23 protein-coding genes are annotated in these 25,733 nt (G+C 48.6%); 14 read left to right on the forward strand and 9 right to left on the reverse strand.

Annotation, left to right across the window (positions count from 1 at the left end; genetic code table 11):
• Positions 1-13 precede the first annotated feature (13 nt).
• Genes AC1DE7_RS03200 through AC1DE7_RS03220 form a run of 5 tightly spaced genes read right to left on the reverse strand, consistent with a single transcriptional unit; the run spans position 14 to position 6,376 of the window.
• On the reverse strand, positions 14-1,192 hold the full coding sequence (locus AC1DE7_RS03200; RefSeq protein ID WP_143781262.1) for a YheC/YheD family endospore coat-associated protein: 1,179 nt from the start codon (positions 1,190-1,192) through the stop codon (positions 14-16).
• A 35-nt stretch (positions 1,193-1,227) separates the two neighbouring features.
• Entirely contained in the window at positions 1,228-2,334 is a 1,107-nt protein-coding gene (locus AC1DE7_RS03205) for a YheC/YheD family endospore coat-associated protein (RefSeq protein WP_036669946.1), read from the reverse strand.
• Positions 2,334-3,707, reverse strand: a complete 1,374-nt coding sequence (locus AC1DE7_RS03210) for a YheC/YheD family endospore coat-associated protein (protein WP_036609869.1) — start codon at positions 3,705-3,707, stop codon at positions 2,334-2,336. Before AC1DE7_RS03210 ends, AC1DE7_RS03205 begins: the two co-directional genes overlap by 1 nt.
• A gap of 60 nt (positions 3,708-3,767) precedes the next feature.
• Positions 3,768-4,958, reverse strand: coding sequence for a YheC/YheD family endospore coat-associated protein (locus AC1DE7_RS03215; protein WP_340982966.1), 1,191 nt, complete (start codon positions 4,956-4,958; stop codon positions 3,768-3,770).
• A gap of 50 nt (positions 4,959-5,008) precedes the next feature.
• Positions 5,009-6,376, reverse strand: a complete 1,368-nt coding sequence (locus AC1DE7_RS03220; RefSeq protein WP_036609865.1) for a YheC/YheD family endospore coat-associated protein — start codon at positions 6,374-6,376, stop codon at positions 5,009-5,011.
• 237 nt (positions 6,377-6,613) lie between these two features.
• Between AC1DE7_RS03220 and AC1DE7_RS03225 the strand changes: the two genes are divergently transcribed.
• The 3 genes from AC1DE7_RS03225 to AC1DE7_RS03235 all read left to right on the forward strand — a co-directional run bounded on the left by AC1DE7_RS03225 (position 6,614) and on the right by AC1DE7_RS03235 (position 8,989).
• A complete protein-coding gene (locus AC1DE7_RS03225; RefSeq protein WP_036609862.1) occupies positions 6,614-6,961 on the forward strand; it encodes a YlbF/YmcA family competence regulator in 348 nt (115 codons plus the stop codon).
• 196 nt (positions 6,962-7,157) lie between these two features.
• Positions 7,158-7,442, forward strand: coding sequence for a hypothetical protein (locus AC1DE7_RS03230; RefSeq protein ID WP_085981456.1), 285 nt, complete (start codon positions 7,158-7,160; stop codon positions 7,440-7,442).
• A 212-nt stretch (positions 7,443-7,654) separates the two neighbouring features.
• A complete protein-coding gene (locus AC1DE7_RS03235) occupies positions 7,655-8,989 on the forward strand; it encodes a DRTGG domain-containing protein (RefSeq protein WP_036609860.1) in 1,335 nt (444 codons plus the stop codon).
• Between the two features lie 145 nt (positions 8,990-9,134).
• Here AC1DE7_RS03235 and AC1DE7_RS03240 read toward each other — a convergent pair whose 3' ends face one another.
• The 3 genes from AC1DE7_RS03240 to AC1DE7_RS03250 form a co-directional block, all read right to left on the reverse strand.
• Positions 9,135-9,476, reverse strand: a complete 342-nt coding sequence (locus AC1DE7_RS03240) for a YtpI family protein (RefSeq protein WP_017689501.1) — start codon at positions 9,474-9,476, stop codon at positions 9,135-9,137.
• Between the two features lie 82 nt (positions 9,477-9,558).
• A complete protein-coding gene (locus tag AC1DE7_RS03245) occupies positions 9,559-10,047 on the reverse strand; it encodes a sporulation membrane protein YtrI (protein WP_036609856.1) in 489 nt (162 codons plus the stop codon).
• Between the two features lie 21 nt (positions 10,048-10,068).
• Positions 10,069-10,398, reverse strand: coding sequence for a YtrH family sporulation protein (locus tag AC1DE7_RS03250; RefSeq protein WP_026081169.1), 330 nt, complete (start codon positions 10,396-10,398; stop codon positions 10,069-10,071).
• Positions 10,399-10,569: 171 nt separating this feature from the next.
• Here AC1DE7_RS03250 and AC1DE7_RS03255 point away from each other — a divergent pair, with 171 nt between their 5' ends.
• The 11 genes from AC1DE7_RS03255 (at position 10,570) to AC1DE7_RS03305 (ending at position 24,324) form a co-directional block, all read left to right on the forward strand.
• The gene (locus AC1DE7_RS03255; protein WP_340982965.1) at positions 10,570-12,240 is read left to right on the forward strand and encodes an AraC family transcriptional regulator; all 1,671 of its coding nucleotides are present in this window, start codon (positions 10,570-10,572) and stop codon (positions 12,238-12,240) included.
• Between the two features lie 119 nt (positions 12,241-12,359).
• Complete coding sequence (locus AC1DE7_RS03260) at positions 12,360-13,277, forward strand: iron-siderophore ABC transporter substrate-binding protein (protein WP_338708291.1); 918 nt, start codon at positions 12,360-12,362, stop codon at positions 13,275-13,277.
• Position 13,278: 1 nt separating this feature from the next.
• Positions 13,279-13,863 carry a nitroreductase family protein gene (locus tag AC1DE7_RS03265; protein ID WP_076252315.1) on the forward strand — a complete coding sequence of 195 codons (585 nt, stop codon included), beginning with the start codon at positions 13,279-13,281 and terminating at the stop codon, positions 13,861-13,863.
• Between the two features lie 163 nt (positions 13,864-14,026).
• Positions 14,027-18,142, forward strand: a complete 4,116-nt coding sequence (locus AC1DE7_RS03270; RefSeq protein ID WP_340982964.1) for a DNA polymerase III subunit alpha — start codon at positions 14,027-14,029, stop codon at positions 18,140-18,142.
• A gap of 309 nt (positions 18,143-18,451) precedes the next feature.
• Positions 18,452-18,943 (forward strand): phosphatidylglycerophosphatase A family protein, encoded by a 492-nt coding sequence (locus AC1DE7_RS03275; protein ID WP_036609851.1) that lies wholly within the window; start codon positions 18,452-18,454, stop codon positions 18,941-18,943.
• A 284-nt stretch (positions 18,944-19,227) separates the two neighbouring features.
• Positions 19,228-19,416 carry a hypothetical protein gene (locus AC1DE7_RS03280; RefSeq protein ID WP_017689496.1) on the forward strand — a complete coding sequence of 63 codons (189 nt, stop codon included), beginning with the start codon at positions 19,228-19,230 and terminating at the stop codon, positions 19,414-19,416.
• Positions 19,417-19,821: 405 nt separating this feature from the next.
• Positions 19,822-20,715 (forward strand): acetyl-CoA carboxylase, carboxyltransferase subunit beta, encoded by an 894-nt coding sequence (accD, locus tag AC1DE7_RS03285; protein WP_036609844.1) that lies wholly within the window; start codon positions 19,822-19,824, stop codon positions 20,713-20,715.
• Positions 20,716-21,747 carry an acetyl-CoA carboxylase carboxyltransferase subunit alpha gene (locus tag AC1DE7_RS03290; protein WP_036609840.1) on the forward strand — a complete coding sequence of 344 codons (1,032 nt, stop codon included), beginning with the start codon at positions 20,716-20,718 and terminating at the stop codon, positions 21,745-21,747.
• 105 nt (positions 21,748-21,852) lie between these two features.
• Entirely contained in the window at positions 21,853-23,280 is a 1,428-nt protein-coding gene (pyk, locus tag AC1DE7_RS03295) for a pyruvate kinase (RefSeq protein ID WP_017689492.1), read from the forward strand.
• 101 nt (positions 23,281-23,381) lie between these two features.
• Entirely contained in the window at positions 23,382-23,918 is a 537-nt protein-coding gene (locus AC1DE7_RS03300) for an acyl-CoA thioesterase (protein ID WP_047842320.1), read from the forward strand.
• Positions 23,919-23,925: 7 nt separating this feature from the next.
• A complete protein-coding gene (locus AC1DE7_RS03305; RefSeq protein ID WP_036669966.1) occupies positions 23,926-24,324 on the forward strand; it encodes an FxsA family protein in 399 nt (132 codons plus the stop codon).
• 101 nt (positions 24,325-24,425) lie between these two features.
• On the opposite strand, the gene ytvI is transcribed toward AC1DE7_RS03305, so the two are convergent.
• On the reverse strand, positions 24,426-25,544 hold the full coding sequence (ytvI, locus tag AC1DE7_RS03310; protein ID WP_036609832.1) for a sporulation integral membrane protein YtvI: 1,119 nt from the start codon (positions 25,542-25,544) through the stop codon (positions 24,426-24,428).
• Positions 25,545-25,733: the final 189 nt, after the last annotated feature.

The following is a 25,733-nucleotide window of genomic DNA, read 5'->3' on the forward strand; positions in this document are numbered from 1 at the left end:
GCTTTTTCTTCACTCACTTGGCTTTATTTTTTCTTTTTACTCTGGGTGATTTTTGCGTAACGGGCTTGGGACTGGCTGGCTTTCTGGCCGTTCCGGGAGGTCTGTTGCGATATACCCATAAGGCATACTCCAGCGGCTGAGTGATGGCTTTATAATAGATATCCCGCTCCCCGATGCGAGCGAATACTTCACGTGCAGGTTTGGGGTTAACTTCAAGCAGGTAGATACGCCCGCTTCTGTCAATCGCCAAATCCAGTGCCAACTCACATAGGTCCCCATACGTATCTTCCAGAAACGAAGCAACATCAATGCCGAATTTCTCTGCAGTTGTGTTAATTTCTGCCCGGAGGTCGTCATCTTCGATCCATTGCTTCATGAGTCGGTCCATCGCTATTGCCTGACCGCCGCCATGCAGATTGGAGGTTACGCTTTTTTCTGCACCCATGCGTCCAGCACATCCAGTAAGCTCCCATTGTCCTTCTCCGTTCTTCTGAACGAGCATGCGATAATCATGCACACGTCCATTCGGAAGCTGAAGTTGAATGCCCTTTTGTACAAGATACTTGTCTTTCATGTTCCAGTGCTGGAGCAACGCGCCAAGTCGTGATAAATGAACTTTACGTGGAGTGATGATACGACGCTTCTGATCTCGCCCTTGAACAAGCACTGTATTAGCCTCGCTACTGCTGCGTTCAATGCGCAGAATACCACGTCCGCCTGTGCCATTAATGGGTTTGAGATAGACCAGAGAAGAAACTTTAAGCATCCGGTTTACATCGGACATATCCTGAAATAGAGCGGTTTCCGGCAGGTGTTCACGAAAGTTGGCTTTTTGCAAAAGGGTCTGGTGGATGGTCCATTTATTGCGCAGTGGCCTGTTCAGAAAGAGCAGATGCCCATATTTCTCACGAAAAGCAAGCAATTGCTGGAACCTTCGGTTACGCTGAATCCGGCAACGATCAAAGATCAGGTCCGGGAATGATCGCCACTCCCTGGACCAGCCTTTTCCTTCATGAAAAACCATGGCTTCAATTTGTTTGCCGCCGGGGTGTACGTCGGCTGGTGTGAATACATAGATATCGAGTCCCCGCTTGCGCCCTTCAAGAATCATTCTGCGATAAACGCTTCGTTCTTCAAGAGCGCGATGTTCATTTAAGTACAACGTCATAATGCCCAGAACAGGTGAGGACACAAACAATCACCTTCTTTTTGCAGTATTCCTGTCTATCATCGTTTGGACTGACGGGCAAGATAAGCGCTGTAGTGAAAAATACGTTCCAATGACCGCCGTCTGATCTGTGGTTCATCAAACTTCATGGGCTTTGCATTGGCTTCGAAGAACCAGAGTTCCCCCAGGTCATCAATGCCCAGATCCATGGACATTTCTCCGAGCGTGTAACCTGATCCCCGTTCTACCTGTCTTGCGATCATTAATGAAGTGGATTTCACACGTTTCATCAGGGTTGTTGACATTTCTTCGCCAAAAAGCTCGGTCAGCAGCTTCTCAGGGTCTTCTACGCTCCCACCGCGCGGCACATGAGTTGTAATGCTACGGGAGCCAGCAAGTCTCGCTCCTACACCGGTTACGCTCCATTGGCCCTTGGTGTTCTTTTGTACAAGAACACGCAAATCGAAGGGGCGTTTACGAGAGGATGCCAGTTCAATGCCTTGTTGCATGATATAGGGCGTATGTCCGGTTTCTTTGCGAATTCGTGCCCATAACTTGGCAAGTGTAGATGCTTTATAGGTCGTGCTTCTACGTGTGGTTTGTATTTTGAGACGATAGGGAAGCCGTTCTTTTTCCTGAAATTTAAGCATCATGATTCCTTTGCCAGCTTTGCCGCTCTCGGGCTTAAGGTACAGATAGGGATACGCCCGTAGAACGGCACCCAGAGAAGAAGCACTTCTCATCCGCCGAGTATAAGGGATCAGTTGCTGAGTCGATTTGGATTTCCTGAGCCATTCGAACAGATCCCATTTGTTGAAAAAGAATGGGTTATACAGTTCGATTCCTGATTGCATGCATTCGTCAATTTTACGCTGCACGGAAGGTTTTCCTTCGTCTTCCCGGTTGGGAATACGATTGTACAGAACATGGGGAAGGGGGAAAGGTTGTGAAACCCACTTTCCACTCCCCTTGTTGTACGTATATCCTTTTACGGTGGGGCCACTCACGTTCAGGTCCCGTACAGTTACAATGTACACCACGTATCCCATGCTCTCGCCTGTCTGTAAGATATCCTGAAAATTTTGATGATTTCCCCTGAACATACGCTGTTTATCATGCATGGTCAAAACAGCAATGACAGGTTTGAAATCATCATGAAGGGTCATCAAATCTCTTCCTTCTTCCGGAACTTGCTCAAATACAGGCAGTGTTCCAAGATGTGCTCCACCGACGATTTGCCCTCCACCCGGAGTGAAGGGTGACGGAAAATGGAGCGCCCGGGTTTGGCGTTCGCTTCGAACATCCATACATGTTCCTCCTGATCAATGCCCAGATCAAAGCCAATCTCACCAATCAGATGCTGGTGCTGGGTTTCAATCGCCTGGGCCAGTGTAATAGCGACGGATTTGGCATGCTGAAGAACTTCTCCCGCACGATCGCCGAAGTTGCGACTGAGCGCCTGCTCAGGAGTCATTAGGGAGCCGCCATTTTTGATGTGTGTTGTGACGCTGCCACGTCCTGCCTTTTTGGCTCCAATTCCGACAACAACCCATTGATTGTTACCATTTTTGTGCATGTGAAAACGGAAATCAATTGGACATTCATCAATCTCAATTAGGCGTATTCCCTGCTGAACTACATATCCGCGTAACTGTTTACCATGTCTTCCCTGAAGCATGCGCATCAGACTGTTGAAGGACCCAAAACGCAGGAGTGCATTACCGCCTTTTTTGCGATAACGTGCGAAATATCCACGTTTGGGCGAATAAGTCAGGCGGTAGATCCCGTTCCCCAGACTTCCTGCAGTAGGCTTATAGTAGACGAACTGATGGCGTTCCAACATTTCCTTCATCTGTTCAACGGAAGGATTGGTAATCGATTCAGGGATATACCGTCCTGCTGCCGGCTCGTTCTCCAGCAACGTATAGATATCCGATTTGTTGAAGAAGCTCCAGTTGAAGAACGGAATTTTTCGGCGAACAAATCGTTCCCGCAGCTGGTTGATTGCTGGTGAGAAGTCTGAACGACGGCTTGGTAACCGGTTGTAGACAACATCGGGCAGAGGTACGGTTCTGCGGGTAAAGCTTCCGTTATCATTCAGGAAAAAACCCGATACCGTCTCATTCTGCCAATTGATATCCCGAGGAGTAAAAGCGTAAATGTAGGATTTACGGCTGCCTTCACGGAGTAACTGTTTGATGAAACCAGTACGGGAACCGAATGGATTCGTGCTCGTCGCAGGCCCATCAGAGAGTACGCCGATCAGTGGACCTAACTGGACCTCATCATTTTGCAAATTCCGGAGATAAATACTGCCCCGTTTGGGAACGTTCATCATATTACGGATACCTGAAGCGAGATACAGATGTTTACCTGCTTTTTTGATTGGTTTGATCGTTGCAGGTACCCGGTCACGCCCGAAGCGAAGGTGCACCGTTTTTTTGCCGGACAGGTTGAGGCTCTTCATTAAAGCGTTGGATACATAAACCACTTTATCCGGTTGCTTGGTGAAATGCAGATTGCAAAAGGTCAAACTCATGATTTATCCTCCTATCCTGAAAAGATCCTTGGGCTCCATGGCAAGCGGGCGCTGCGGGCCTCAGCCGCCGTGAATCGGGATGGGTTTCAGGCCAGCTTTGCTGGATGTATTCGGCAATTTCATTGGACGAAAGACGTCCGTGAGAACATGTTGTTGCAACAGATAACGGGCATAGGCAAGCGGCCGGGTATAAGTCAGGGTATGCATGCGTCGGTCGCCCGCTTCTGCAAATGAGGTGCGGCCTGGTTTGGAGTTGACTTCAATTAGCCAGAGTTGGCCCTCTGCATCTGCTCCGAAATCAAGCCCCAATTCGGCTAACCTGCCGAAACGGCTTTCCAGCAGGGTGGGGATAAGCGTAGCAGTCTGCCGGATGCTCTTCAGCAGAGTTTCCGTGCGGTTCGTTCCATATCGCTGGAGCAGATATGCGTGGGCAGGATATGCTTTCCCCCCACCGTGAAGATTGGACGTGAGTGAACCTTCGGGTCCTTCCCGTACCATACATCCGGTAAGCGTCCAGCGACCTTGCCCATTCTTTTGCATTAGAGCCCGTATGTCGAATGCTCTTCCATGATGGCTAAGCTCCAGATATGGCTGCACGATCATCTTACGTTCAGCCTGATGTAATGCTAGCCAGGAAGAAACAGCCTGGGTATGGTTGAATGTAAGAAAAAAGGTTTCATTGTCCTCGTTACGCCCCTCCACGATCCATGTTGATGGAGTCGTTCCCCGAGACAGGCGAAAGGTATTTTTGCCATGAGTCCCGGATACCGGTTTGAAGAACAGTCCTTTGGGCCAACGGTCCAGCCATGTTTCCCAAGGAATATGCGATCCGATCCGGGTTGTGGGAGCAAGTTGTGACCTCAATTCAGGATTTCGGGACAACACACGATGTACCTCCCATTTTCCTGGAAGGGAAGCAGACCAATAACGGTGTTGATCTGTGCCGTTGGTTGGTATCCATTCCTTAAGCTGTTGTCTGACGTACCTGGAGATAGGGCGAAGACAACGATCCATAATGAGATCGACTGCAGGAACAGGTACCGAATTCCACTTCCCTTGATGATAGACATATCCCCATTGAAGAGGGAGATGGACTGCATCATTCGATATCGGGATCACAATAATCTGAAGGGCGTATTTCATGCTCCCCAAACTGAGACGACGGCAGAAAAGTTCATCCGTAAAGGGAGGTGAGCCTTCGGTTGCACGTACCAGAATGGCCAGTGTCTTGGTCTGAGATGTTGGAAACATTACGCTACACCTCTCCTCTATCAGATTTGTTTCCAATAGGGAATAACTTTTCAAAAACCCGCCAGGTACGTAGAATATTCAAGCATGGCTTTGACGGAAGGGCGGATCTTGCTCTCACTCAGTGGTGTATTATCATTCTTGGATGGTTTGGAGTTGACTTCGAGCAGCCATACGCGCCCAGTGGTGTCCAAGGCCAGATCAATACCAAGTTCACCAAAATGAGCAGGGATGGCACTCTCGATCCCTTTAGCGATATCCAGTGCTGCGGTGTGCAATCCTGCATATGCGGAAGCTTTGGCTGATCCAGACAACTGTGTTTTGGCAACAGCATCCTTGACGGTGCTGAGACTTCCACCCCGTGCCAGATTGGATACGTAGTGACTCCCGCCCGCAATCCGGGCGACGATGGAGGTTACACTCCATTTACCTGTACGGTTCTTTTGCACGAGCGCACGGAAATCCACGGGTCTGCCACTGTTGTCAATGAGAGTCAGCCCTTGTTGGATCTGATAACGCGTTGTTTTCATTTTCCCCGACATACTGGCATACAGTTTATCCAGAGAAGTATACGTTTGTTTCCGGGTGCCCCCGACGCCAGTCGCCAGAGTCAGGAAGCTTCCGTCAATCTGACGTGAGACCCGGATGATCCCTTTACCCAAAGAACCGCGTACGGGCTTCAGAAATACAACCGGATGTCGGTTGCACATCGTCTTGAGCATGGCAGACGTCTTGAGCAAATGAGACTCGGGAAGAACTCGTTTAAGCGTTGAAATGGACTTGAGTGCGTCAAACACTTCGTTTTTGTCCAGAAACTTTTCATTGAAGGTTTGCGTGCCGTAGAGCGATTTTACTTCTTTCATAAAATGCTGTACGCTAGGTTTGTTCTCAAGCTTGCGGGACGTTAGCCGGTTATTGACGACGTCTGCTACAGGCAGAACAGTCTTTTTCCAGCCGTCATCATACACCCAGCCTTTCATATAACCCGTTACCGCTCCAATATCCTCCGGTGTGAAAAAGGATACATAGGCGCCTTGCTTACGGCAGGCGTTCACCAGTTCTTGACAGAACATCGTGATGGAGCCAAAGGGCCGATCGGGCTGATCGGGATAATCCTGGCTAACCAGTACACTGATGTAGGGTCCAAGGCGAAGCGTACGGCTGGCTGAACGATAGGATACCCTCAGGACCGAACGTGGAACGAGACCGGTCTTGCTGGCAACTGTCTGATTGATGCGCAGCCCGTCATACCTTGGTACCGGAATAACAGTGACTTCGCGGCGGAAAGAGCCAAATTGCAACTGAAGCGGCCTTCCTGAAGGGATTTTAAGCGCCTTAAGCACCCCTTCGCCCAGCATGATGACGTCGTCCTGCAGGATGCCCGAGCCGGTAACCTGAATCGTTACTTTTTTAGTGGACATCACGGATCTCCTTCCGGGCGGCAACTTGATGTCTGATCTCGAAGTTGAACGGCATCTGAACATGGCATGTGCTTCATCATATGAGGACATATAACCCTTGGTGATTGACCCATATGGATTAAATGCATTTGATTTCGAGGCAGGTTATGGATGGCCTGTTTCAGAGCGCCCTTGTTTGACAGGAGAGAAAAGCGTGTATTAACACGGATGAACAAACCAATCTGAGGAGGAATAATAGTGAACATTTATGACAAAGCCAATGATTTGGCCAAAGCACTGAGAGAAAGCAGCGAGGTGGAAGAGATTACTTCCGCGATGAAGCTGATTGAAGCTGATCCGGATGCAAAAGCAATGCTGGATAACTTCCGTGATCAACAAATGGAATTGCAACAACGTATGATGAGCGGGGATATGCCAGCTCCGGATGAGATGGAGAAAATGGAGAAGCTGTTTGAAGTACTGAGTTTGAATCTGAACATCCGTCGTTTGTTTGATGCGGAGCGTCGCCTCAGTGTCATCATTGAAGACGTGAATAAAATTATTGCTGACAGCCTGGGTCATCTGTACGGTGGCGCTGAAGCGTAAAAAGGTAGTTCAAAAAGTCCACTTTTGATTACGAAGGATGCCTAGCTTCATTCCATCTTCTCGGTACTGAAAACTGATCTTTTTGAACACGTACTAAAAGGTTGTCTTGTTTTTTTATCTGAACCTTTCATATTAGCTCCTTATCGTTCATAGACTAGACATATAGAGTCGATCAAGAACGAAGGAGCTGTGAATGGTGAAGAGGTTGAAAAAAGCAAAACATGTGATCTATCTGCTTATTGCGTTGTCGATGCTGGTCATTGCACTGCCGCGGATTTCCTTTGCTGGAGGAATGGACTGGGTTAATATTTTTGGCATCGTATGGGTGCTGTTCTCCTTATTAATCGTTGGTGCACATCTGCATTTTATTCTCGGTGTGGATGAAGAGAAGAAGCGTGCACTGGAAGCCGTTCGCCGGGCGAAGCTGCGGCAGTGGGAGATGAAACTGCTGGACAAGCAGGAGCGGAGCGAGTCTGTATAAGGTACAGTATGAGATCCAACATGGAAGACCGGAATCCCTTGGTACAAAGGGGCCCCGGTCTTTTTTGGTACATACAGAATTAGAGGTTAATGGGATGATTAAATTCAGATGGCGAACTTGCCTGTGAGAATGGGTAGGGGTGGGGTTATTTTCCTAAAGCCGTGTTATAATAGATACAGTATAGTACAGATGCATCTTCGGGGGTGGTACAGTTGGACGGACAGGAAGAGAACGTCACGAAGCATGAACAGTTACTTCAACATATTGAACAACTGAAGGTTGGCAGCAAAATATCAGTACGTGGACTTGCGCGGGAGCTGGGTGTAAGTGAAGGGACAGCGTATCGTGCGGTGAAAGAGGCGGAGAACTTCGGGCTGGTCGTGACCAAGGAACGAATTGGAACGGTGCGGATCGAGAAGAGACCTCGGGGCATGTCGGAACAGTTGACCTTTGCTGATGTTGTGACCATTGTGGAGGGCCATGTGCTGGGGGGTAACGAAGGTCTCGCCAAACCGCTGCACAAGTATGTGATTGGCGCGATGAAGGAACAGGCAATGGCCCGTTATATTGACGCTGGGAGTCTGCTGATTGTAGGTAACCGTGAAGATGCTCACTCGCTTGCCCTCGAACAGGGAGCGGGCGTGTTGATTACGGGTGGTTTTGGGACAAGTCGTGAAGTAAGAATTATGGCTGACGAGCTTGGGCTACCGATTATTTCATCCAGACATGATACATTCACGGTAGCTTCAATGATTAACCGTGCGATCTTCGACCGGCTGATTAAGAAAAAAATTATGCTTGTTGAGGATATCATTGGTCAGAAACCTCGCTTGCAGGTGCTGAAGGTGACCAGTTCAGCCGCAGATTTTCATATGTTGGTTTCAGAGACGGGTGAACATCGCTTCCCGGTCGTGGATGAATGGAACCGGGTCATCGGGATTGTGAGTCTGAAGGATGTCAGTGAGCTGAAAGAAGATCAAAGTATTGAGAAATGTGTGATACGCCGCCCGATTACGGCTTCATTGCAGACATCTCTTGCTTCTGCTGCCCAGATTATGACCTGGGAAGGCATCGATTTTCTGCCAATCGTGGATCGGAATCGCAAACTGATTGCGTCCGTCACACGCAAGGAAGTGCTTCAGGCCATGCGGGATGCACAGAAGCAGCCACAACTGGGAGAGACGTTTGATCATCTGATCTGGAACGGGTTTGCCGAGGAGCGTGGTGAACAGAACGAATTGTTATTTCACGGATTCATCATTCCTCAGATGGCAACGGATCTGGGTACGATCTCCGAAGGTGTTCTGTTGAATGTGATGACACAGGCTGGCCGGCGGGCAGCGTGGGATGTTACAGGGAACGACCATGTGGTGGATAATGTAACAACTTATTTTGTTCGACCGGTACAGATTGAGGATCAGATCCTGGTTCGACCGTTAATTCTGGAAACCAGTCGTCGAACGTGCAAAATGGACATTGTGGTTACCCGTGAAGGCAGTGTGGTATGCAAAGCGGTAATGACATTGCAGTCGATTGACCATGCCTAGCAGGGTACGTTGCCTCGGGTATAGACAAAGAGAGTACTCCCTGATCAAGAAGCTCTGCCGGGTTGCGCTGTCGCGCGGTTCTGGCTTCGCTTAATGAAGGGGAAGTACTCTCTTTTTGCAGTCACAACGATAGAGCTTCAACGAATCATGCAGATTGTCCGGAGGTTTTACCTGATCCATTACTGGACCGTTGTTGAAGCCGCGCATAATAACTGCGGTTACGTATTCCGGCAAATACATTGTACGCACCCATAATCAGAAATAGCGCTTCCACAATCACAGATAAAGTGGAGCCCGTGAAGACAAACATCAGGATCAGGGCAAGAACAACAAGCATGCCACCCATCCAGATATTTGTCCACGAACGGTACAGACCGGCGCTGGCAGCATCCGAACTTCTGTGTGAACGAATACTGTTCAACGCTGCAAAAACCATGGCAACAGCAAAGATGGCGATTAGAGCATATTTGAGTACATCAATGAACACAAAGACGCAGCTCCTTTTCTGGAAAGCATTTACTGCCCTTATTGTACCATGGAGAGATGCAGACAAGGGCAGTTTTTTGCTGTTACGCAGGAACGTGCATGCGAATCTGTACCCAAACTTGCAGTACGCCTTCCATAACCAGCATCGTTTTGACCTGAACGGTGTATTCCTTTTCCCTGACTGAGTACACTTTCTGATTCAGCATGATTCGCGTCATTTTGCTATACTCATCGATGTTGAATACATCTCTGCCCCGAAGCACCTCAAGTTCGTCTCCGAGCTTCTGTAACATCACTTTCAGAGAAGCCTCGTCTGGCCCCTTATCCGATTCTTCTGCACGGACTTTGATTTCCTTGATAACGGTTTGGCGTTTACTGTATTTTTTCAGCGTTTTGATATCCTCCTCATTCTGATGCAGCTGAAGCTGCAGCTCCTGATTGTTCAGCCACAACGCATTGTAACTCAGGTGAAATACGCCGTTGTAGACGACACATCCAGCGATCATTCCCAGAACAAACACAGCGGTCATTCGCATCAGCGGGCGGTAACGAGAAAATGGCGGAACTCTCATGAACGCTGTTCCTGTCTCATATTAGCTCCGGCCTCCGCCGCACACCCATTTCACTAACTCGGTTCCCATATGCGCGCCCATAAAAGCAGAGATCAGATACAGGATTTGTTTGACCGCCGGAGACAGGTTACCATCCAGAAAATTGCTCTCGATGACACGCATGGGATCTATTGTGCCGCCAACAGCGGCTGCGAGTGCCCATATCTTTATTTTTCCAGAAATATCGAGCATCGTCTGTGTCGGAGGCTGAAGAGAGATCACTGCTCCAATACCTCCGATCATCGCGCCGCCCAGCACGATTCCAAACGCAATAAAGAAATCAAGAATGGCTTTGGACAAAAATGTGCTCACTGGCAACACCCCTTTCAGACCTAGCAGCACACCTCCTGTCTTCGGTCTGTCACAGGGGGAGCGGCTTGTACTTCTATTGTATGGGCGTGCCCCCAAACGTTATGATAGAATGTCGATAAAAATGTATCGAGCGATTAAAGTTACTCACAGTCTGGCAGGGGAGATAAAGATATGAACTTGGAGACGAAATACGGATTGTTATTCAGAGACTGGACCATGGTGCTGAAAGATGCCGTGCAGGTCAGCTTGCTCGCAGGGGAAAAGTATAACTTCGGCACAGGTGTAGCTGTGAGGTCTGCTGCCGTGTCTGGCGTGGAGTTGGTTCTTGGAGTTAGCGGCGATGGAGAGGTTGAACTGGAAGAGGGCATCCACTCCATTCGTCCCCATGACTTGTTTCTAATCGAAAAAGGGCAGTCGACCTTTCTGGTCAACCGGGGTTCAACTCCACTGGTCTGTTATATCATTCAATGTCATAGGGTTCGGCTGACGCAGGAGCTGGCGCCCACGGAAGACCCATGGGACAAGCAGAATGATGAGGACGATCACGAGCTTGAGCCAAGCAGCTTCGTTGCTCTTCAACATGCTGCTGTGGAGGATATTAAGAAGATCGTGGAGGCATTTCAACATACTGACTTGCATGATCCGATGTGGTGTCATCTTCTTTTTCAACAATGGATATGTAAATTGGTCGAGCATATAAGAAGGGATGCTGAACCCGAAGTTCACTCGCAACAGCCCGATCAGGCTGTACAAAGAACGATTGACTACCTAGATGAACATTACGACGAACCTGTCACTGTCCAGCAACTGGCGCAGATGGCTAATGTCAGCCGCAAATGGTACACCGTAAGGTTCAGGGAAATCACGAATCAAAATCCAAGTGATTATATCACCGAATTACGCATGAAACGGGCCAAGGAGTTATTGAATCTTACTGGAGACAGTGTCTATGAGATTGCCCGTAAGGTCGGTTATGAAGATGAGCATTATTTCAGCCGAAGATTCAAGCAAAAAGTAGGACGTTCCCCCCGTCTGTATCTGCATAATCGTCGATATTTAGGAACCACGATGACTGCACCTGAGCTGTTATATACACTTGGGATGACTCCAATAGCTGCCCAAGCGCCGTTTTGTGAATTTCCGCATTACCTGAAAGAATCGTTCAAGCAAGTTCGCAAGTGGGAGAGAAGTCATGTACTCAACCTGGAAGAGATTCGGAGGATGAAACCCGATCTGATCATTGCGTCCGCATGGCAGGACAGCATGAATTATGAGCAACTTAACCGAATTGCAACAACGGTGCTTCTGCCTGAGCGCAGCAACTGGAGAGAGGAACTAAGAGATCTGGGAGAATTATTAGGAAAAAGCAAACAGGCGCTGCAAGTGATCAGCAATTTTGATGAGGGGCTGTACCAGGCAAGAGAACAGTTACAGACGCTTATTCCTGATGAGACTATCGTCTACATTCGTCTGACCCGTGAGGGAATAACGCTTTATGGGGAACAGTCTTCAAGGGGGAGTATGCTGTACCGGGAGCTGGATTTGAACATGCCCAAGGCATCTCTTTTTTCTGGGGAGGGAACGCTGGTTGCCGTTGAACATCTCGCTGAAATTCAGCCTGATCATATTCTGCTTCAGATGGAGGATGGGGTAGATGCCCGGCTTCATCTTTATGATCACCCGATGTGGGATCGGCTTCTGGCTGTGCAGAATCATCAGGTGTATGTGCTTAGCAATACGGAGTGGTATAATTTCTCGTTTTCCCCACTTGCCACTCAATATGCCATTCATGAGATGTTAGATCTTTTGAAGAGGAAGAGACTGATAAGACGTATGACCTGAACTTGCCGACTTCGCAAAAATCCAAATCGGGACGCCCAAATATCCATTCATTAATATCTGGGTGTGTATATAATGAGAATGAGAATCGTTATTATTTAAACACCGAAGGGGATAAACAGATGAAACATTCGAACAAATGGTTTGGATTAGGAATGATCCTTACCTTGCTACTGGCTACAGCTTGCGCGGGGACGAATGGAGAGAAGGCGGAACCCAATGCGGGAACCGAACCTCAGACACAAGCACAGCGCGTGGTTGCGACTTCGGTGACATATCCTGATTTTTTGTATGTTCTTGGTGTGACTCCTGTGGCTGCAGAGAACTATCATTCGGATTATCCGGATTATTTGGAAGGCAAATTCGACAGCGTGCCTAAGTTAGGTAATGGTTCCAACATGGAGGGCATTCTCGCAACCGATCCGGATATCATTATCGCGCCGAAATGGCGGGATGAGAAATTATATGACCAGTACGCCAAGATTGCCAAAACAGTTCTTCTTCCCGATAGGGACAATTGGCGGGATGAATTGAAGGATATGGGTGAGGCGCTGGGCAAGCAGAAGGAAGCGGAGCAGGCTATACAGGATTATGATAAGAAAATTGCGACTGCTCGCGATGAGCTAAAAGCTCTTGTAGGAGACGAGACGTTTATTTACTTAAGAATCATGCCCAAAGAAAGCTATGTTATGGGTGAACTGTCCAACAGAGGTATGGTGATTCATAAAGAGCTTGGATTGAAAACGGTAGCAGCCTATCCTAAAAATGAAGGGAGTGTGCCGGTCTCGCTGGAACTGCTTACCGAATATCAGGCTGATCACATCATTCTCCAAATTGATGGTGGCGATGACAACACGAATGCCCAGAAATTATACGATGAAATGAAAGAGAGTAACATCTGGAAAGGAATGAAGGCAGTCAAGGAAGATCAGGTATATCTGGTTGGGGACAAGGAGTGGATGAACTTTGGGTACTCATCCGTCGCTACTTTGAATGCAGTCGAGGATATTGTTTCTGTAATTAGGGAGAGAAATCACTAAGATGAAGAATACACAATCTAATTCGGTGGAGCGCGTTATTCGTGAGCGAAGAACAGTACGGTCATTCAGCAACAGACCCGTATCTGAGGATAAGCTGCTTGAATTGCTTGAGGCTGCGGTGTGGGCTCCGTATCATTCCAAACAAGAACCATGGCGCTTTATCGTTTTTATGAACGAGGGTCGTAAAATGTTCAGCAATGCTGTGCTATCGACATATACACCACAAGAACTCGAACAGTTTGGGCAGAGTGCAGCGAAGGACTATTGTGAAGACACGCCAGTGCATGTGTGCGTTGTGGTTCGACAGGGTACGGATCGTTGGAAAAATGAAGAGGCTTTGCTCGCAGCTGCTGGGCTGATTCAGAATTTGCAATTGCTCGCCTGGGAAGAACGCATCGGACTGGTATGGAAAACAAACGAATACAACCGGGAGGATACGTTTGCCGCGAAAATAGGCCTGAATTCCGGCGAACGGTTGGTGGGGACACTTCATCTTGGGTACCTTCGAGAAGATGCTGTTTCACGACCTGTAAGCAGAAAACCGGCAGAGCAACTCATTACCTGGATTCGTCATGAAGAGGGATAAGAAGGTTACACAGACTTGTAAAAAGAGACGTACAGATATTATGATATATCTGTTACCTCTCTTTTTTTTGTTCCCAGTCACACGTTTTTGCAAAGTTTAGCATACGTCTTTTATTTATAGATTTTCAATGGAATGTCTTTAGTGGGGAAAGGAAGAAAAAAACATGAGTTCTTTTGTGCATTTGCACGTTCACAGCGAATACAGTTTGCTGGACGGCGCTGCGCGTATTCCGGATCTCGTGAATAAGGCTGCAGATCTGGGAATGACGACACTTGCGCTGACCGACCATGGCGTGATGTATGGTGCAATTCCTTTCTATAAAGCCTGCGTTGAACGAGGCATCAAGCCAATTATAGGGTGCGAGGCATACATGACAGCAGGGTCCCGCAAAGAGCGGGGAAGCCGCAAGGATCAACCGATTCATCATTTGATTTTGTTAGCCAAAAATATGACGGGTTACCGTAATCTGATGAAATTGTGCTCGATTGGACATCTCGAAGGCTTTCATTACAAACCCCGTGTAGATATGGAAAGTCTGGCTGCCCATCACGAGGGCATTATCTGTCTAAGTGCGTGTCTTGGTGGTGAAGTACCACAACATTTACTGCATGGACGAGAAGAAGAGGCGAGACGTGCGGCGTTACGCTACAAAAATATTTTTGGTGACGACTTCTATCTGGAACTTCAGGATCACGGGCTGTCGGAGCAAAAAAGGGTGAATCCGCAGTTGATCAAACTGGCTGCCGAGCTGGAGATTCCGCTTGTAGCCACCAATGATGCACATTATCTGTCCGAAGAGGACGCGGAGCTTCAGGATGTACTGATCTGTATCGGAACAGGCAAGACCGTGGATGATGAGGCTCGGCTCCGAATTGGAACCAATCAGCTCTATCTGAAAAGTGAAGAAGAGATGGCTCGTTTGTTTCCTCATGTACCGGAAGCTCTGGCAAACACCGTCCGCATTGCGGATTCCTGTGAGTTGAAGCTGGAATTCGGCAAATCGATTTTGCCGGAATACAGACCGCTTCCTGAAGGACTCAGCCCTTCGGTGTATCTGCGTCAGCTGTGCGAAGAAGGAATGAAGGAGCGTTATGCGCAGTCCACACGTTGGACAGATGCAGAGCTTCGATCCGAACTCGAACAACGATTGGCGTATGAGCTGGGTATAATCGACAGCATGGGATTCTCGGATTATTTCCTGATTGTTTGGGATTTTATCGCCTATGCGCATAAACAAGGCATTGTTACTGGACCGGGCCGGGGCTCCTCGGCAGGTAGTCTGGTAGCGTACACTTTGCATATTACCGATGTTGATCCGATGAAATACAACCTGCTCTTCGAACGATTCCTAAATCCCGAGCGGATCTCTATGCCGGATATTGATATTGACTTCAGCGATGAGCGGCGGGATGAGGTCATTGATTATGTCGCGCATAAATATGGCAAAGCCCATGTCGCCCAGATCATTACGTTTGGAACGATGGCTGCCCGTGCAGCCGTACGTGATGTTGGGCGGGCCCTGAATGTGCCTTATGGCGAAGTGGACAAGGCTGCAAAGCTGATTCCGGCGCAACTTGGTATTAACATCGAGCGGGCTATGGAAGCTACACCTGAGCTGAAGGCGCTGTATGAAACGAAGCCTAAGACACGTGAGCTGTTGGATATGGCGATGAAGGTCGAGGGCATGCCACGTCATGCTTCGACCCATGCTGCGGGAGTGGTTATCTCCCGTGACCCGCTGACCGATGCGGTGCCACTTCAGGAGGGCAGTGAAGGGACAGCGTTAACCCAGTATTCCATGGAAAACCTGGAGTCTATTGGGCTGCTTAAGATGGACTTTCTTGGTTTGCGTACCCTCTCAATCATTGAGCGGTGTGTACGCTGGATTGGGGAACATGGAGAAATTCCGGATTTCCGCCTTATCCCCGATGATGATCCGTTAACGTACGAGATGCTTGGGCGAGGGGACACGATGGGCATATTCCAACTGGAATCTGCCGGGGTACGCCGTGTGCTGAAAGAGATGAAGCCAAGTAGTTTTGAAGATGTAATCTCTGTACTTGCCTTGTACCGTCCGGGTCCGATGGAGTTCATATCCAAATACATTCAGGGCAAGCATGGACAGATTGAAGTGGGTTACCCCCATGTGGATCTGGAGCCTATCCTGAAAGATACGTACGGGATCATCGTGTATCAGGAACAGATCATGCAGATAGCCTCCCGGATGGCGGGTTTCTCGCTGGGTGAGGCAGATTTGCTCCGCAGAGCGGTCTCCAAGAAGAAACGGGAAGTGCTGGATCTGGAGCGTGGACACTTTGTACAAGGCAGCCTGAAACAAGGGTATAGCGAAGAAGAGGCAGACCTGGTCTATGATATGATCGTCAAGTTTGCAAACTATGGCTTCCCGCGTGCTCATGCCGCGGCATATGGTGTGCTTGCGTTCCAGACGGCTTATCTGAAGGCGCATTATCCGGTTCATTTTATGGCATCCATGTTAACAGCCGTAATGGGCAGTCATCGGAAAGTGGCAGAGTACGTGGTGGAATGTCGGCGTATGGACATGGAGGTGCTTCCGCCGGATGTGAATGAGAGCGGTATTCTGTTTACACCTGTATTTGTGCCGTCCGGCAGCGCAGGAGCCGGGGATCAGAGCAATGCATCACAGCAGACTGCGGGAGCAGATGCAGAGAGTAACCCCGGAAGCCCTGCCGAAGAACATGCCACGAATGGTAACGGGAGTTCCTTCAGGGAAGATCGAGTTCATGAGCATGATGGGCATTCGGGACAAACCGAATATGGTGAAGCACCTCTACCGGATGATCCCGGTCCTGGACCGGAAGAGGACGGTGGTGGATATGAGTGGCAGGCAGCGACAACCATGCCTGAGGCATCCGACAACCGGAAGGAACCGGGATTGGTGACGGTTTCTTCAATGGATAATGGTAATGACGAAGGACAAGAGGCGTCTTCCTCGCGCGCGGAGCAAGAGGAGCTGTCCTCTGTGGAGAAGAACGTTGCAGTGTCTAATGATAATTCGGATGAGGAAAAATTAACGGGTGCAATACGATTTGGTCTGGCCGCTGTGAAAAATGTCGGTACCCAGGCAATGGAAAGCATTATGATCGTAAGGCAGGAGAGACCGTTCGACAGTTTGCTCGATTTTTGTCGTCGTGTGGATTTGCGTGTATGCAACAAACGTGTGATTGAATCGCTGATCCAGGCCGGAGCTTTTGACACATTACCTGGGCACCGGGCCCAATTGCTGGCGATGCTGGATGAGACTGTTGAAGCAGCGTTGAAATGGCGCAAGGAACGTGAGGATCTGCAGATTCAATTGTTCGACTTTGTTGAGACGCCAAACTGGGAGATTGAATATCCGGAAATTCCTCCGTATTCCTCAGGGCAGCAACTGGAGCTAGAGCGAGAGTTGTTAGGTTTGTATCTCTCTGGGCATCCTCTGGATGACTATGAAGATGTGCTGGAATCGAGTGGGGCTGACCGGATCATGGAGCTGACCGAGGCGGCAGACGACACGATGACCGTCGCCGCGGGTATGGTTGTGTCTGTGAAGTCGATCACGACGAAACAGGGCAAGGCTATGGCGTTCATGGAGCTGGAAGACCAGATTGAACGCTGTGAAGTGGTTCTCTTTCCAGAGGTATGGCGGCGTAGCCAGCAACATGTCGGGAAAGGTGAACTGCTCGTCGTGCGTGCCAAAGTGCAGCAACAGGACGAAGGGTTTAAGCTGCTGGCTGAGGAAGTGGTGCCGTTGTCACCGGCGGCACTGGAGCAGCAGCTGCGCAACCGTGACCGGCGCGTCAAGCCCGGCAGCGGCAGCTCTTCGCGTCCGGCGCAGGCGGCTTCGCCGCGGCGACCAGCGGGCGCAGGAGCCGAAGCGCAGCGCAGTAGCGCAGGCGGGGATGCTTCCGCTGTGCGTAGCAGCGGGAGCCAAGGCTCGGCAGCGACGCGCAGCGATGCGGCGGCTTCCCGGCCTGGCGGTGCCGCTGAGGCGGCAGGCAGCCCGGAGCAGAGCCGTGAACCGCGGGCTGTGGAGCAGCGGGTGTTCGTGAAGATTGCCCCGCATGCGGAGAAGCCGGAGCTTCTGGCACGTCTGAAGCAGTTGCTTCAGGAGCATCCCGGACCTGTGGCGACAGTGCTCTTCTATGAGCAACAGCAGAAGCTGCTTGCGCTGAGTGATGCCTACCGGATTAAGCCATCACCAACCTTGTTCTCCGAGATGGAGAAAATGCTGGGTGAAGGCACGGTCAAAATTAAATAAGAGGCTGTCCCGTAAGTGATAGCACTTATCCATAGTATGAAACCTGTTTGGCTCAATGCTGAACAGGTTTTTTTTGATTATTTTGGTGCGAGCTCGGTTCCCTGACGACAGGGTTTAAACAAACAAATTGCAGACTTGTTATAGGCCAGCTACAGACCAGAGCGGAATGTACAATCCTGAAACAGGTTTAGGCTGCGACTGGTCTTAACCATCCGCACATTTTATGAACATTTTAACAGGTTGCTGCATACACTTGAGAACACCGAAGGACCTCGTGGTCCTCGGGGGATTGATGCGGGAGGTCGAGATATGTCATATGAAATCGTAGAAGCCATGCTGGCCCGGCGGGGTGTACGGATTGATGCAATCGCAGCAATTGTATACCGTCTGCAAAAAGGGTACCACCCCGAACTGACCTTGGACGACTGTGTAACCAGCGTGAAATCCGTTCTGCAGAAACGAGAGGTGCAATATACGCTCTATACGGGTATTGCTCTCGACGAACTTGCGGAGAAAAAACTCTTGCCCCAACCGTTACAGGCTATTATGGAAGCGGATGAATCCCTGTATGGAGTGGACGAGACTCTGGCCCTCGGCATTACTCATGTGTATGGTATGATTGGTTTAACCAGCTTTGGTTACCTGGATAAAGAAAAAATAGGTGTAATTCATGATTTGAACGAACACACAACAGCCATTCATGTCTTTTTGGATGATCTGGTCGCAGGGGTGGCTGCTGCGGCTTCTGCCCGGATTGCACACAAAAATATTAAAGCCAAAAAATACCCCTCAGACCTTTAACCCCCTGTATTCCCATGCTTGTGTGTTATGGTCAATCTAATGGCTCATATGAAGGTCTTCAAGGGCGGCTGACGCTGCCCTGATAAGCTTGCGGCTGCTTATGGAAGAGGTATGAACAAGAAGATTTCGTCAACCATATGAGTTATTCGTGGGGGACTAATGTCCCTCATGATCCCAAATTCTCCCCAAAGGTCCCGAACCCTTTCTTGCAGAAAAAAAGTGAGGTATGTTATCATTAGTCCAATATACGGGCTCTGAACATTAGCTTAGGGGGCGGACAAGGCATGTGGACGGTGATTTACATTGCACCGACAGCAAAGGTTGCGGACAAGATCAAGACCAAGCTTTCGGAAGAAGGTTTTCTGGTACAGACCCGTCCCATCAGTTTATCCAAGCAGCAATTTGAGATTCGCGTCCCTTCTGGGGAATTGGAAGAGGTCCAGGAAGTGTTGAATTCCATTCTGCATTCCTGATTTGTTCGACATCAACGTGCCTTGGCAGATGAAGAAGTACCATCGGTACATAAGGGACTAATCGCGTAAGCGGAGAGAGGAATCGACTTGCATGTATTGTATGCTGCTGTCCTTCCTTCTTTTTTTGTTAGGACAAGGACCGACCTGGTTGCTCCCGGAGACCCTACCAAGATAGATTCAAACATCGGCGCAACAATCTTTCGGTTTTTGCAGGTAACATCAATCGTGCTGACAGAAGCCGGTGATCCTTGCCCTGTACCGGCGGATTTTTTTGTTGTGAATGCTGGACAAGGCCCATGGCAGCGTGTGGGTCGTAAGCGGTTTACCGTAACACGCGGATGAAGCTGCCACAAGCAGCGCTCTGCAGGTTGCGGCCATCAAATCAACGGCTGGAGAGGTGTAGTTGTGTTCAAAGATATATTCCAGAAGAAACGGAAGTACGCTACCATACCTTCCGAGCGTGCACTTCCCGGCGAAGGCCAGGAAGTCCTAGAACGCCCAAAACGTGAAATACCTGAAGGGCTTATGAACAAGTGCAGCAAATGCGGCACCATTCAATATAGCAAGGAATTGGAGAAAAATCTGAAAGTATGTCCTGCCTGCGGTTACCATATGCGTCTTAACGCTATGGAGCGCATTGCTATGGTACTTGATGATCAAGGATTTGTTGAGTTTGATGCTGATATGATATCGGTTGATCCACTTGGCTTTCCTGGATATAGCAACAAATTGGAACAACAGCGTCTGAAATCGGGCCTGAAGGAAGCGGTAATTACAGGGGAAGGAACCATTGATGGCCTGCCTGTAGTTGTTGCTGTCATGAGCTTTGATTTCTTCACAGGCAGCATGGGTTCTGTTGTAGGGGAGAAAATTACCCGTGCCATTGAGCATGCCACAGAGAAACGGTTACCATTGATTATTTTCTCAACATCAGGTGGTGCCCGGATGCAAGAGAGTATTCTTAGCCTCATGCAAATGGCTAAAACAAGCGCAGCTTTATCCCGTTTAGATGAACAGGGCGGGCTGTACATTTCGGTCATTACGGACCCAACGACAGGTGGAGTCTCGGCAAGTTTTGCGAGCTTGGGCGATATTAACATTGCCGAACCTGGCGCTGTATTTGGTTTTGCCGGCAGAATCGTTATCGAACAGACGATCCGTCAGAAGTTACCTGATGATTTCCAGACGGCTGAATTTAATATGCAACATGGTCAGTTGGACATGGTTGTGCACCGGAAAGAGCTTCGGGCCACTCTTGGCAAGCTTCTGGATATGCATAGTGAAAAAGGAGGGGTCTAAATGGCGGGTGAGTTGCCATATGAAGCGCCTCTGGTTGAGATGCGCAAAAAGATTGATGAACTCGTACAGTTTGGACAGGAAAAAGGGATCGACTTCACGGACGAGATTGCCCGCCTGGAAGAACGTTACCATAGACTTGAAGAAGAGATCTACACTGGCATAACAGCAGCTCAGAAGATGCATCTGGCCCGTCATCAGCAGCGCCCAACGGCGCTGGATCTGATCCAGCTGATATTTACAGACTTCATTGAGCTGCACGGTGATCGCATGTTCGGAGACGATCTTGCGGTTGTTGGCGGACTTGCCAAGTTGAATGGAAAGACAGTAACGGTAATCGGACAACAGCGGGGGAAAGACACGAAGGATAATATCGCCCGCTTTTTCGGTAGCGCTCATCCAGAAGGTTTCCGAAAAGGACTGCGTCTGATGAAACAAGCGAACAAATTTGGCCGTCCTATTATTACGTTTATTGATACTAAAGGGGCGTATCCGGGTAATACTGCAGAAGAGAGAGGTCAATCGGAAGCGATTGCTCGCAACCTGATGGAAATGGCGAAGCTATCGGTTCCTGTTATTGTTGTGGTCATCGGCGAAGGTGGAAGCGGCGGTGCCCTCGCTATGGCTGTGGGTAATCGTGTGTTGATGCTGGAACATGCGATCTATTCTGCAATCTCTCCGAACGGCGCTGCTTCGATTCTCTGGAAGGATGCATCCAAGGCAGATCAGGCGGCTGAAGCAATGAAAATAACAGCCAAAGACCTGCTGGAGATGGAAGTCATTGAAGAGATTGTCCCTGAGCCACGCGGCGGTGCTCATCGGGATTATGAAGCGTCTGCTGCTTTCATCAGTGAAGCGTTGGTCCGTCATCTCGACGATATGAAGGGTTGGAGCGGGGATCAACTGAAACAGGATCGTTATGAGAAATTCCGTAAAATTGGATCGGTCACGTTTGAACCTCAAGCATCCATTGAAGCCCCTCAAGAGCTTGTAAAAGTCGATGTTGCGAGTAATTTGTCGGGAAATGCTGAATAATGTGACGAATTTCCTATACAAATGAGCAAAAGTATAGTAAATTTAATAGTTGGAAAAAGAAAAATAGATAAAGAGTAATACCTTTAAAATCGGAGGAAACCCAAAATGCGTAAAACGAAAATTGTATGTACCATCGGTCCATCCAGTGAATCTCTGGAGAACACCAAAAAATTGATTATGGCCGGTATGAATGTGGCCCGTCTGAACTTCTCCCACGGTGATTTCGATGAGCACGGCGGACGGATCATTGCGATTCGCCAAGCATGCGAAGAATTGAACAAAACAGTAGCGATCCTGCTGGACACCAAAGGACCGGAAATTCGGACAGGTAAACTCGAAGTTGAACCGATCGAATTGGTTCAAGACGAGTACATCACTTTGACAACAGAAGAAATTCTGGGAACCAAAGAACGTCTTTCCATTACGTATACAGATCTTCCGAATGATGTTGAACCGGGATCTACAATTCTGATCGACGACGGTCTGATCGGACTGACTGTGGTGGAAGTGCAAGGCACCGAGATCAAATGCCGTATCGTTAACGGCGGATCGATCAAAAGCAAAAAAGGTGTTAACGTTCCGGGCGTTGCCATTTCTCTACCGGGTATCACCGAAAAAGACGCTAACGATATCGTATTTGGTATCGAACAAGGTGTCGATTTCATCGCGGCTTCTTTTGTACGTAAAGCAAGTGACGTACTTGAGATTCGTGAATTGCTTGAAAAACACAATGCTGGACATATCCAAATCATCTCCAAAATCGAAAACCAACAAGGTGTCGATAACCTCGACGAAATCCTTGAAGTGTCTGACGGCCTGATGGTTGCTCGTGGAGACCTGGGTGTTGAGATTCCTGCGGAAGAAGTACCATTGGTACAAAAACGCATGATCCAAAAATGTAACGTTGCAGGTAAACCGGTTATCACAGCTACACAAATGCTGGATTCCATGCAGCGTAACCCGCGTCCAACACGTGCGGAAGCAAGTGACGTGGCGAATGCAATCTTCGACGGTACGGACGCAATCATGTTGTCCGGTGAGACAGCTGCGGGTAAATACCCAGTTGAATCTGTTCTGACCATGTCCCGTATTGCTGAAAAAGCAGAATCTGCTCTGCCATACCAAGAGTTGTACCTGAAACAACGTGTTGCTCAACAAACAACAGTTACAGAAGCAATCAGCCAATCGGTTGCTCTTCAAGCTCAAGATTTGAACGCAAAAGCGATCATTACTTCGACTGAATCAGGACATACTGCACGCATGATTTCCAAGTATCGTCCAGAATCTCCAATCATCGCTGTGACAACGGAAGACAGAACTTCCCGTCGTTTGGCTCTGGCTTGGGGTGTAACTCCTGTCAAAGGAAGACTGGTTGATTCCACGGATGCTTTGTTCGAGAATGCAATTGAAGGCGGCGTAAAATCCGGACTTGTTAAAGAAGGAGACCTGGTTGTGATCACAGCAGGTGTACCTTTGGGTCGTTCCGGTTCTACCAACCTGATTAAAGTAAGCCAAATTCCAAACAACGCTTAATAGCGTCTTGGATGGAGAAGTAACAGGAAAGAAGCAATGGGGCTTTATTGTCCCGTTGCTTTTTTTCCATCTTATTGACACTTTACAACGAGGTAACACGTATGAATGATAGAACGAAGGAGGCCGATAACGTGCGAGAACAGAGCAATGGTAACTGGTATGCGGCACGTCTTCGTGTACGCTATCAAGAAAGTGACCAGATGGGCGTGGTCTACCACGCGAACTATTTGAATTGGTTTGAAATCGGTCGAACTGAGATGATTCGCCAAATGGGGTATACATATCGTAAAATGGAGGAACAGGGGTTACTGCTTCCCGTAACCGGACTGGATGTGAAGTATCACAAGCCTGCCCGATATGATGATGAGATTATCATTTTCACCCGTATTGCTGCATTTAGTGGTCTGCGACTGAATTATGAGTATGACGTAAGACGCATGTCTGAAGAACCTGATGAGCATATGGCGATTGGAGAACGGGTATGGTCAACTGATGAATCACTCCCCGGTGAACGGCTAGTTACAGGTTCTACACAGCATGTATGGGTGAATGGGGACTGGAAGCCAGTTCGGCTGGATAAGGCAGCCTCTGAGTTATACAGCGCGCTTGAAAAGGTGTGGCTTTCGGGAAAGGGGTAATACGTCAATGCGAAAATGGATGTGGGCTTTACTCTTAATCATTCCGGTGATTGAATTATTTGGTTTTGTTCTGATGAGTGACTGGATCGGAGCCGGAAAGACATTGCTTCTCATGATTCTCACGTCCTTGATTGGTATAGCAATGTTGCAGTTTGAAGGGCGAAAGGTACTTGTGGACGCCAAATCCGAGATGGAGCGTGGCAAGGTACCTGGAAGAAAAATGGTCGATGGTCTTTTTATTTTTGTCGGTGGTTTCTTGCTTTTGATTCCAGGCTTTGTAACGGATCTGATCGGGTTCACACTGGTATTTCCATTAACACGTCCGGTGTACCGTCTGTTCTTCCTGGGGTGGCTGGAGAAAAAAATGAAAAGTGGCAAAATTACGTTTTATCGTCGTCCGAAATGAAACACCAGTTGTTATGCAAAATGGAAAAGGCTCCGCTCAGCAGATGATTTCTGTTGAACGAAGCCTTTTTCTATTTTCCTGGGTGCTCATAAGATGATGCCTCATCGGACACGACCGTTGATGATATACGTTCTAAGGTCGCGTAATACGTTGGCCCGATTGAACGCATCCAGAATCACGAGACTGACAGGGCCAATAATCAAGCCCAGAACACCGAACAACTTCAAACCCACAAACATGCCAACCAGCGTGGCGAGTGGGTCGAGCCCTACACTGCTTGCAAGTACCTTCGGTTCAATAATCTGACGGGCGATCAATAAGATCAAATAGATAATACTAATCCCAATGCCCAGATACAGATCCCCATTCATAAAGAGGTACGCTGCCCAAGGCACCATGATAAGGCCAACACCCAGATAAGGAAGCAGATCGACCAAACCAATCATCAGAGCGATGGTGAAGGCTGAATTGACTTGCAATATAAGCAGTCCAATCATGACGAATAGTGCTGTAATCGAGATCATGATCAATTGTGCTCTTGCGTATCCGAACAGTGCCTTCTTAAGGTCGGTCCAGATGTCGGATATCGGCTTGCGAATGGAAGAGGGTACCCATCCCGATACGGTGATGTTGTGCCTGGTCCAGCTTTTGCTAATGAAGAATGTAGACAACAGAACAACGATTAATACCGCGCCCATGTTCGGCAGGGAAGTCAGCAGACTCAGAATCATGTTGAAAAATCCGGTGACCAGATCTGTGACGGCTGTACCTACCGTTTCAGTTGTTTTACTAATATTGCTGTTGATGGTTTCCTGGTAGTTGGGATTTTCCTTGTAAAATTCATTGATCTGCGCAGTCAAACTTTGAATGGTGTCATTCTGGGTCCAGCGCACAAACGTGTCCTTGATTTCATCAACATGAAGATCAAAGCTTGTCGTAAGTGAAATGACTTCTTTTACCATGCGGGTAATCGCCGCAGACAGCACCACCGCAATGGCTCCAAAATAAAGGATCAATGAAAGAGTCACAGCCAGCCAGCGCGGGAATCGTGCTCGATGCTGAAGCAGTTTCACTAAAGGATTCATGGCATAGGCGATAATCCAAGCAATCGCAAAAGGGTACAAAAGCGGGAACAGCAAGTATATGGCAACGGCGATCAGAACTGCCGCAATGATAACCCATAAGCCACGGAGCAGGCGTTTCATTATTATTCTATCCAAGCATCAACTCTCCTTATTTCAATTAAGCCGACCTATGTATGATCCATGAAGCAGTATTAGAAATAGATGGCTATCTTAATTAATATAGAGCATTTACAAGGTTTTGAAACGCCGGGATGTTACCAGATCTTGTTCAAAAGCGGATTTTTGAACAAGATCTACGGGATTCTTTCTTTTGCCTAGAGTATG

The sequence above is a fragment of the Paenibacillus sp. 10L310 genome (assembly GCF_056395745.1).

Excerpts from the sequence above, each read along its gene's own strand:
- AC1DE7_RS03205 (WP_036669946.1), bottom strand. The coding sequence starts at position 2,334 with ATGACCCTTCATGATGATTTCAAACCTGTCATTGCTGTTTTGACCATG.
- AC1DE7_RS03210 (WP_036609869.1), bottom strand. The coding sequence starts at position 3,707 with ATGAGTTTGACCTTTTGCAATCTGCATTTCACCAAGCAACCGGATAAA.
- AC1DE7_RS03215 (WP_340982966.1), bottom strand. The coding sequence starts at position 4,958 with ATGTTTCCAACATCTCAGACCAAGACACTGGCCATTCTGGTACGTGCA.
- AC1DE7_RS03220 (WP_036609865.1), bottom strand. The coding sequence starts at position 6,376 with ATGTCCACTAAAAAAGTAACGATTCAGGTTACCGGCTCGGGCATCCTG.
- AC1DE7_RS03245 (WP_036609856.1), bottom strand. The coding sequence starts at position 10,047 with ATGAGAGTTCCGCCATTTTCTCGTTACCGCCCGCTGATGCGAATGACC.
- AC1DE7_RS03255 (WP_340982965.1), top strand. The coding sequence starts at position 10,570 with ATGAACTTGGAGACGAAATACGGATTGTTATTCAGAGACTGGACCATG.
- AC1DE7_RS03260 (WP_338708291.1), top strand. The coding sequence starts at position 12,360 with ATGAAACATTCGAACAAATGGTTTGGATTAGGAATGATCCTTACCTTG.
- AC1DE7_RS03265 (WP_076252315.1), top strand. The coding sequence starts at position 13,279 with ATGAAGAATACACAATCTAATTCGGTGGAGCGCGTTATTCGTGAGCGA.
- AC1DE7_RS03270 (WP_340982964.1), top strand. The coding sequence starts at position 14,027 with ATGAGTTCTTTTGTGCATTTGCACGTTCACAGCGAATACAGTTTGCTG.
- AC1DE7_RS03275 (WP_036609851.1), top strand. The coding sequence starts at position 18,452 with ATGTCATATGAAATCGTAGAAGCCATGCTGGCCCGGCGGGGTGTACGG.
- AC1DE7_RS03280 (WP_017689496.1), top strand. The coding sequence starts at position 19,228 with ATGTGGACGGTGATTTACATTGCACCGACAGCAAAGGTTGCGGACAAG.
- AC1DE7_RS03290 (WP_036609840.1), top strand. The coding sequence starts at position 20,716 with ATGGCGGGTGAGTTGCCATATGAAGCGCCTCTGGTTGAGATGCGCAAA.
- pyk (WP_017689492.1), top strand. The coding sequence starts at position 21,853 with ATGCGTAAAACGAAAATTGTATGTACCATCGGTCCATCCAGTGAATCT.
- AC1DE7_RS03300 (WP_047842320.1), top strand. The coding sequence starts at position 23,382 with ATGAATGATAGAACGAAGGAGGCCGATAACGTGCGAGAACAGAGCAAT.
- AC1DE7_RS03305 (WP_036669966.1), top strand. The coding sequence starts at position 23,926 with ATGCGAAAATGGATGTGGGCTTTACTCTTAATCATTCCGGTGATTGAA.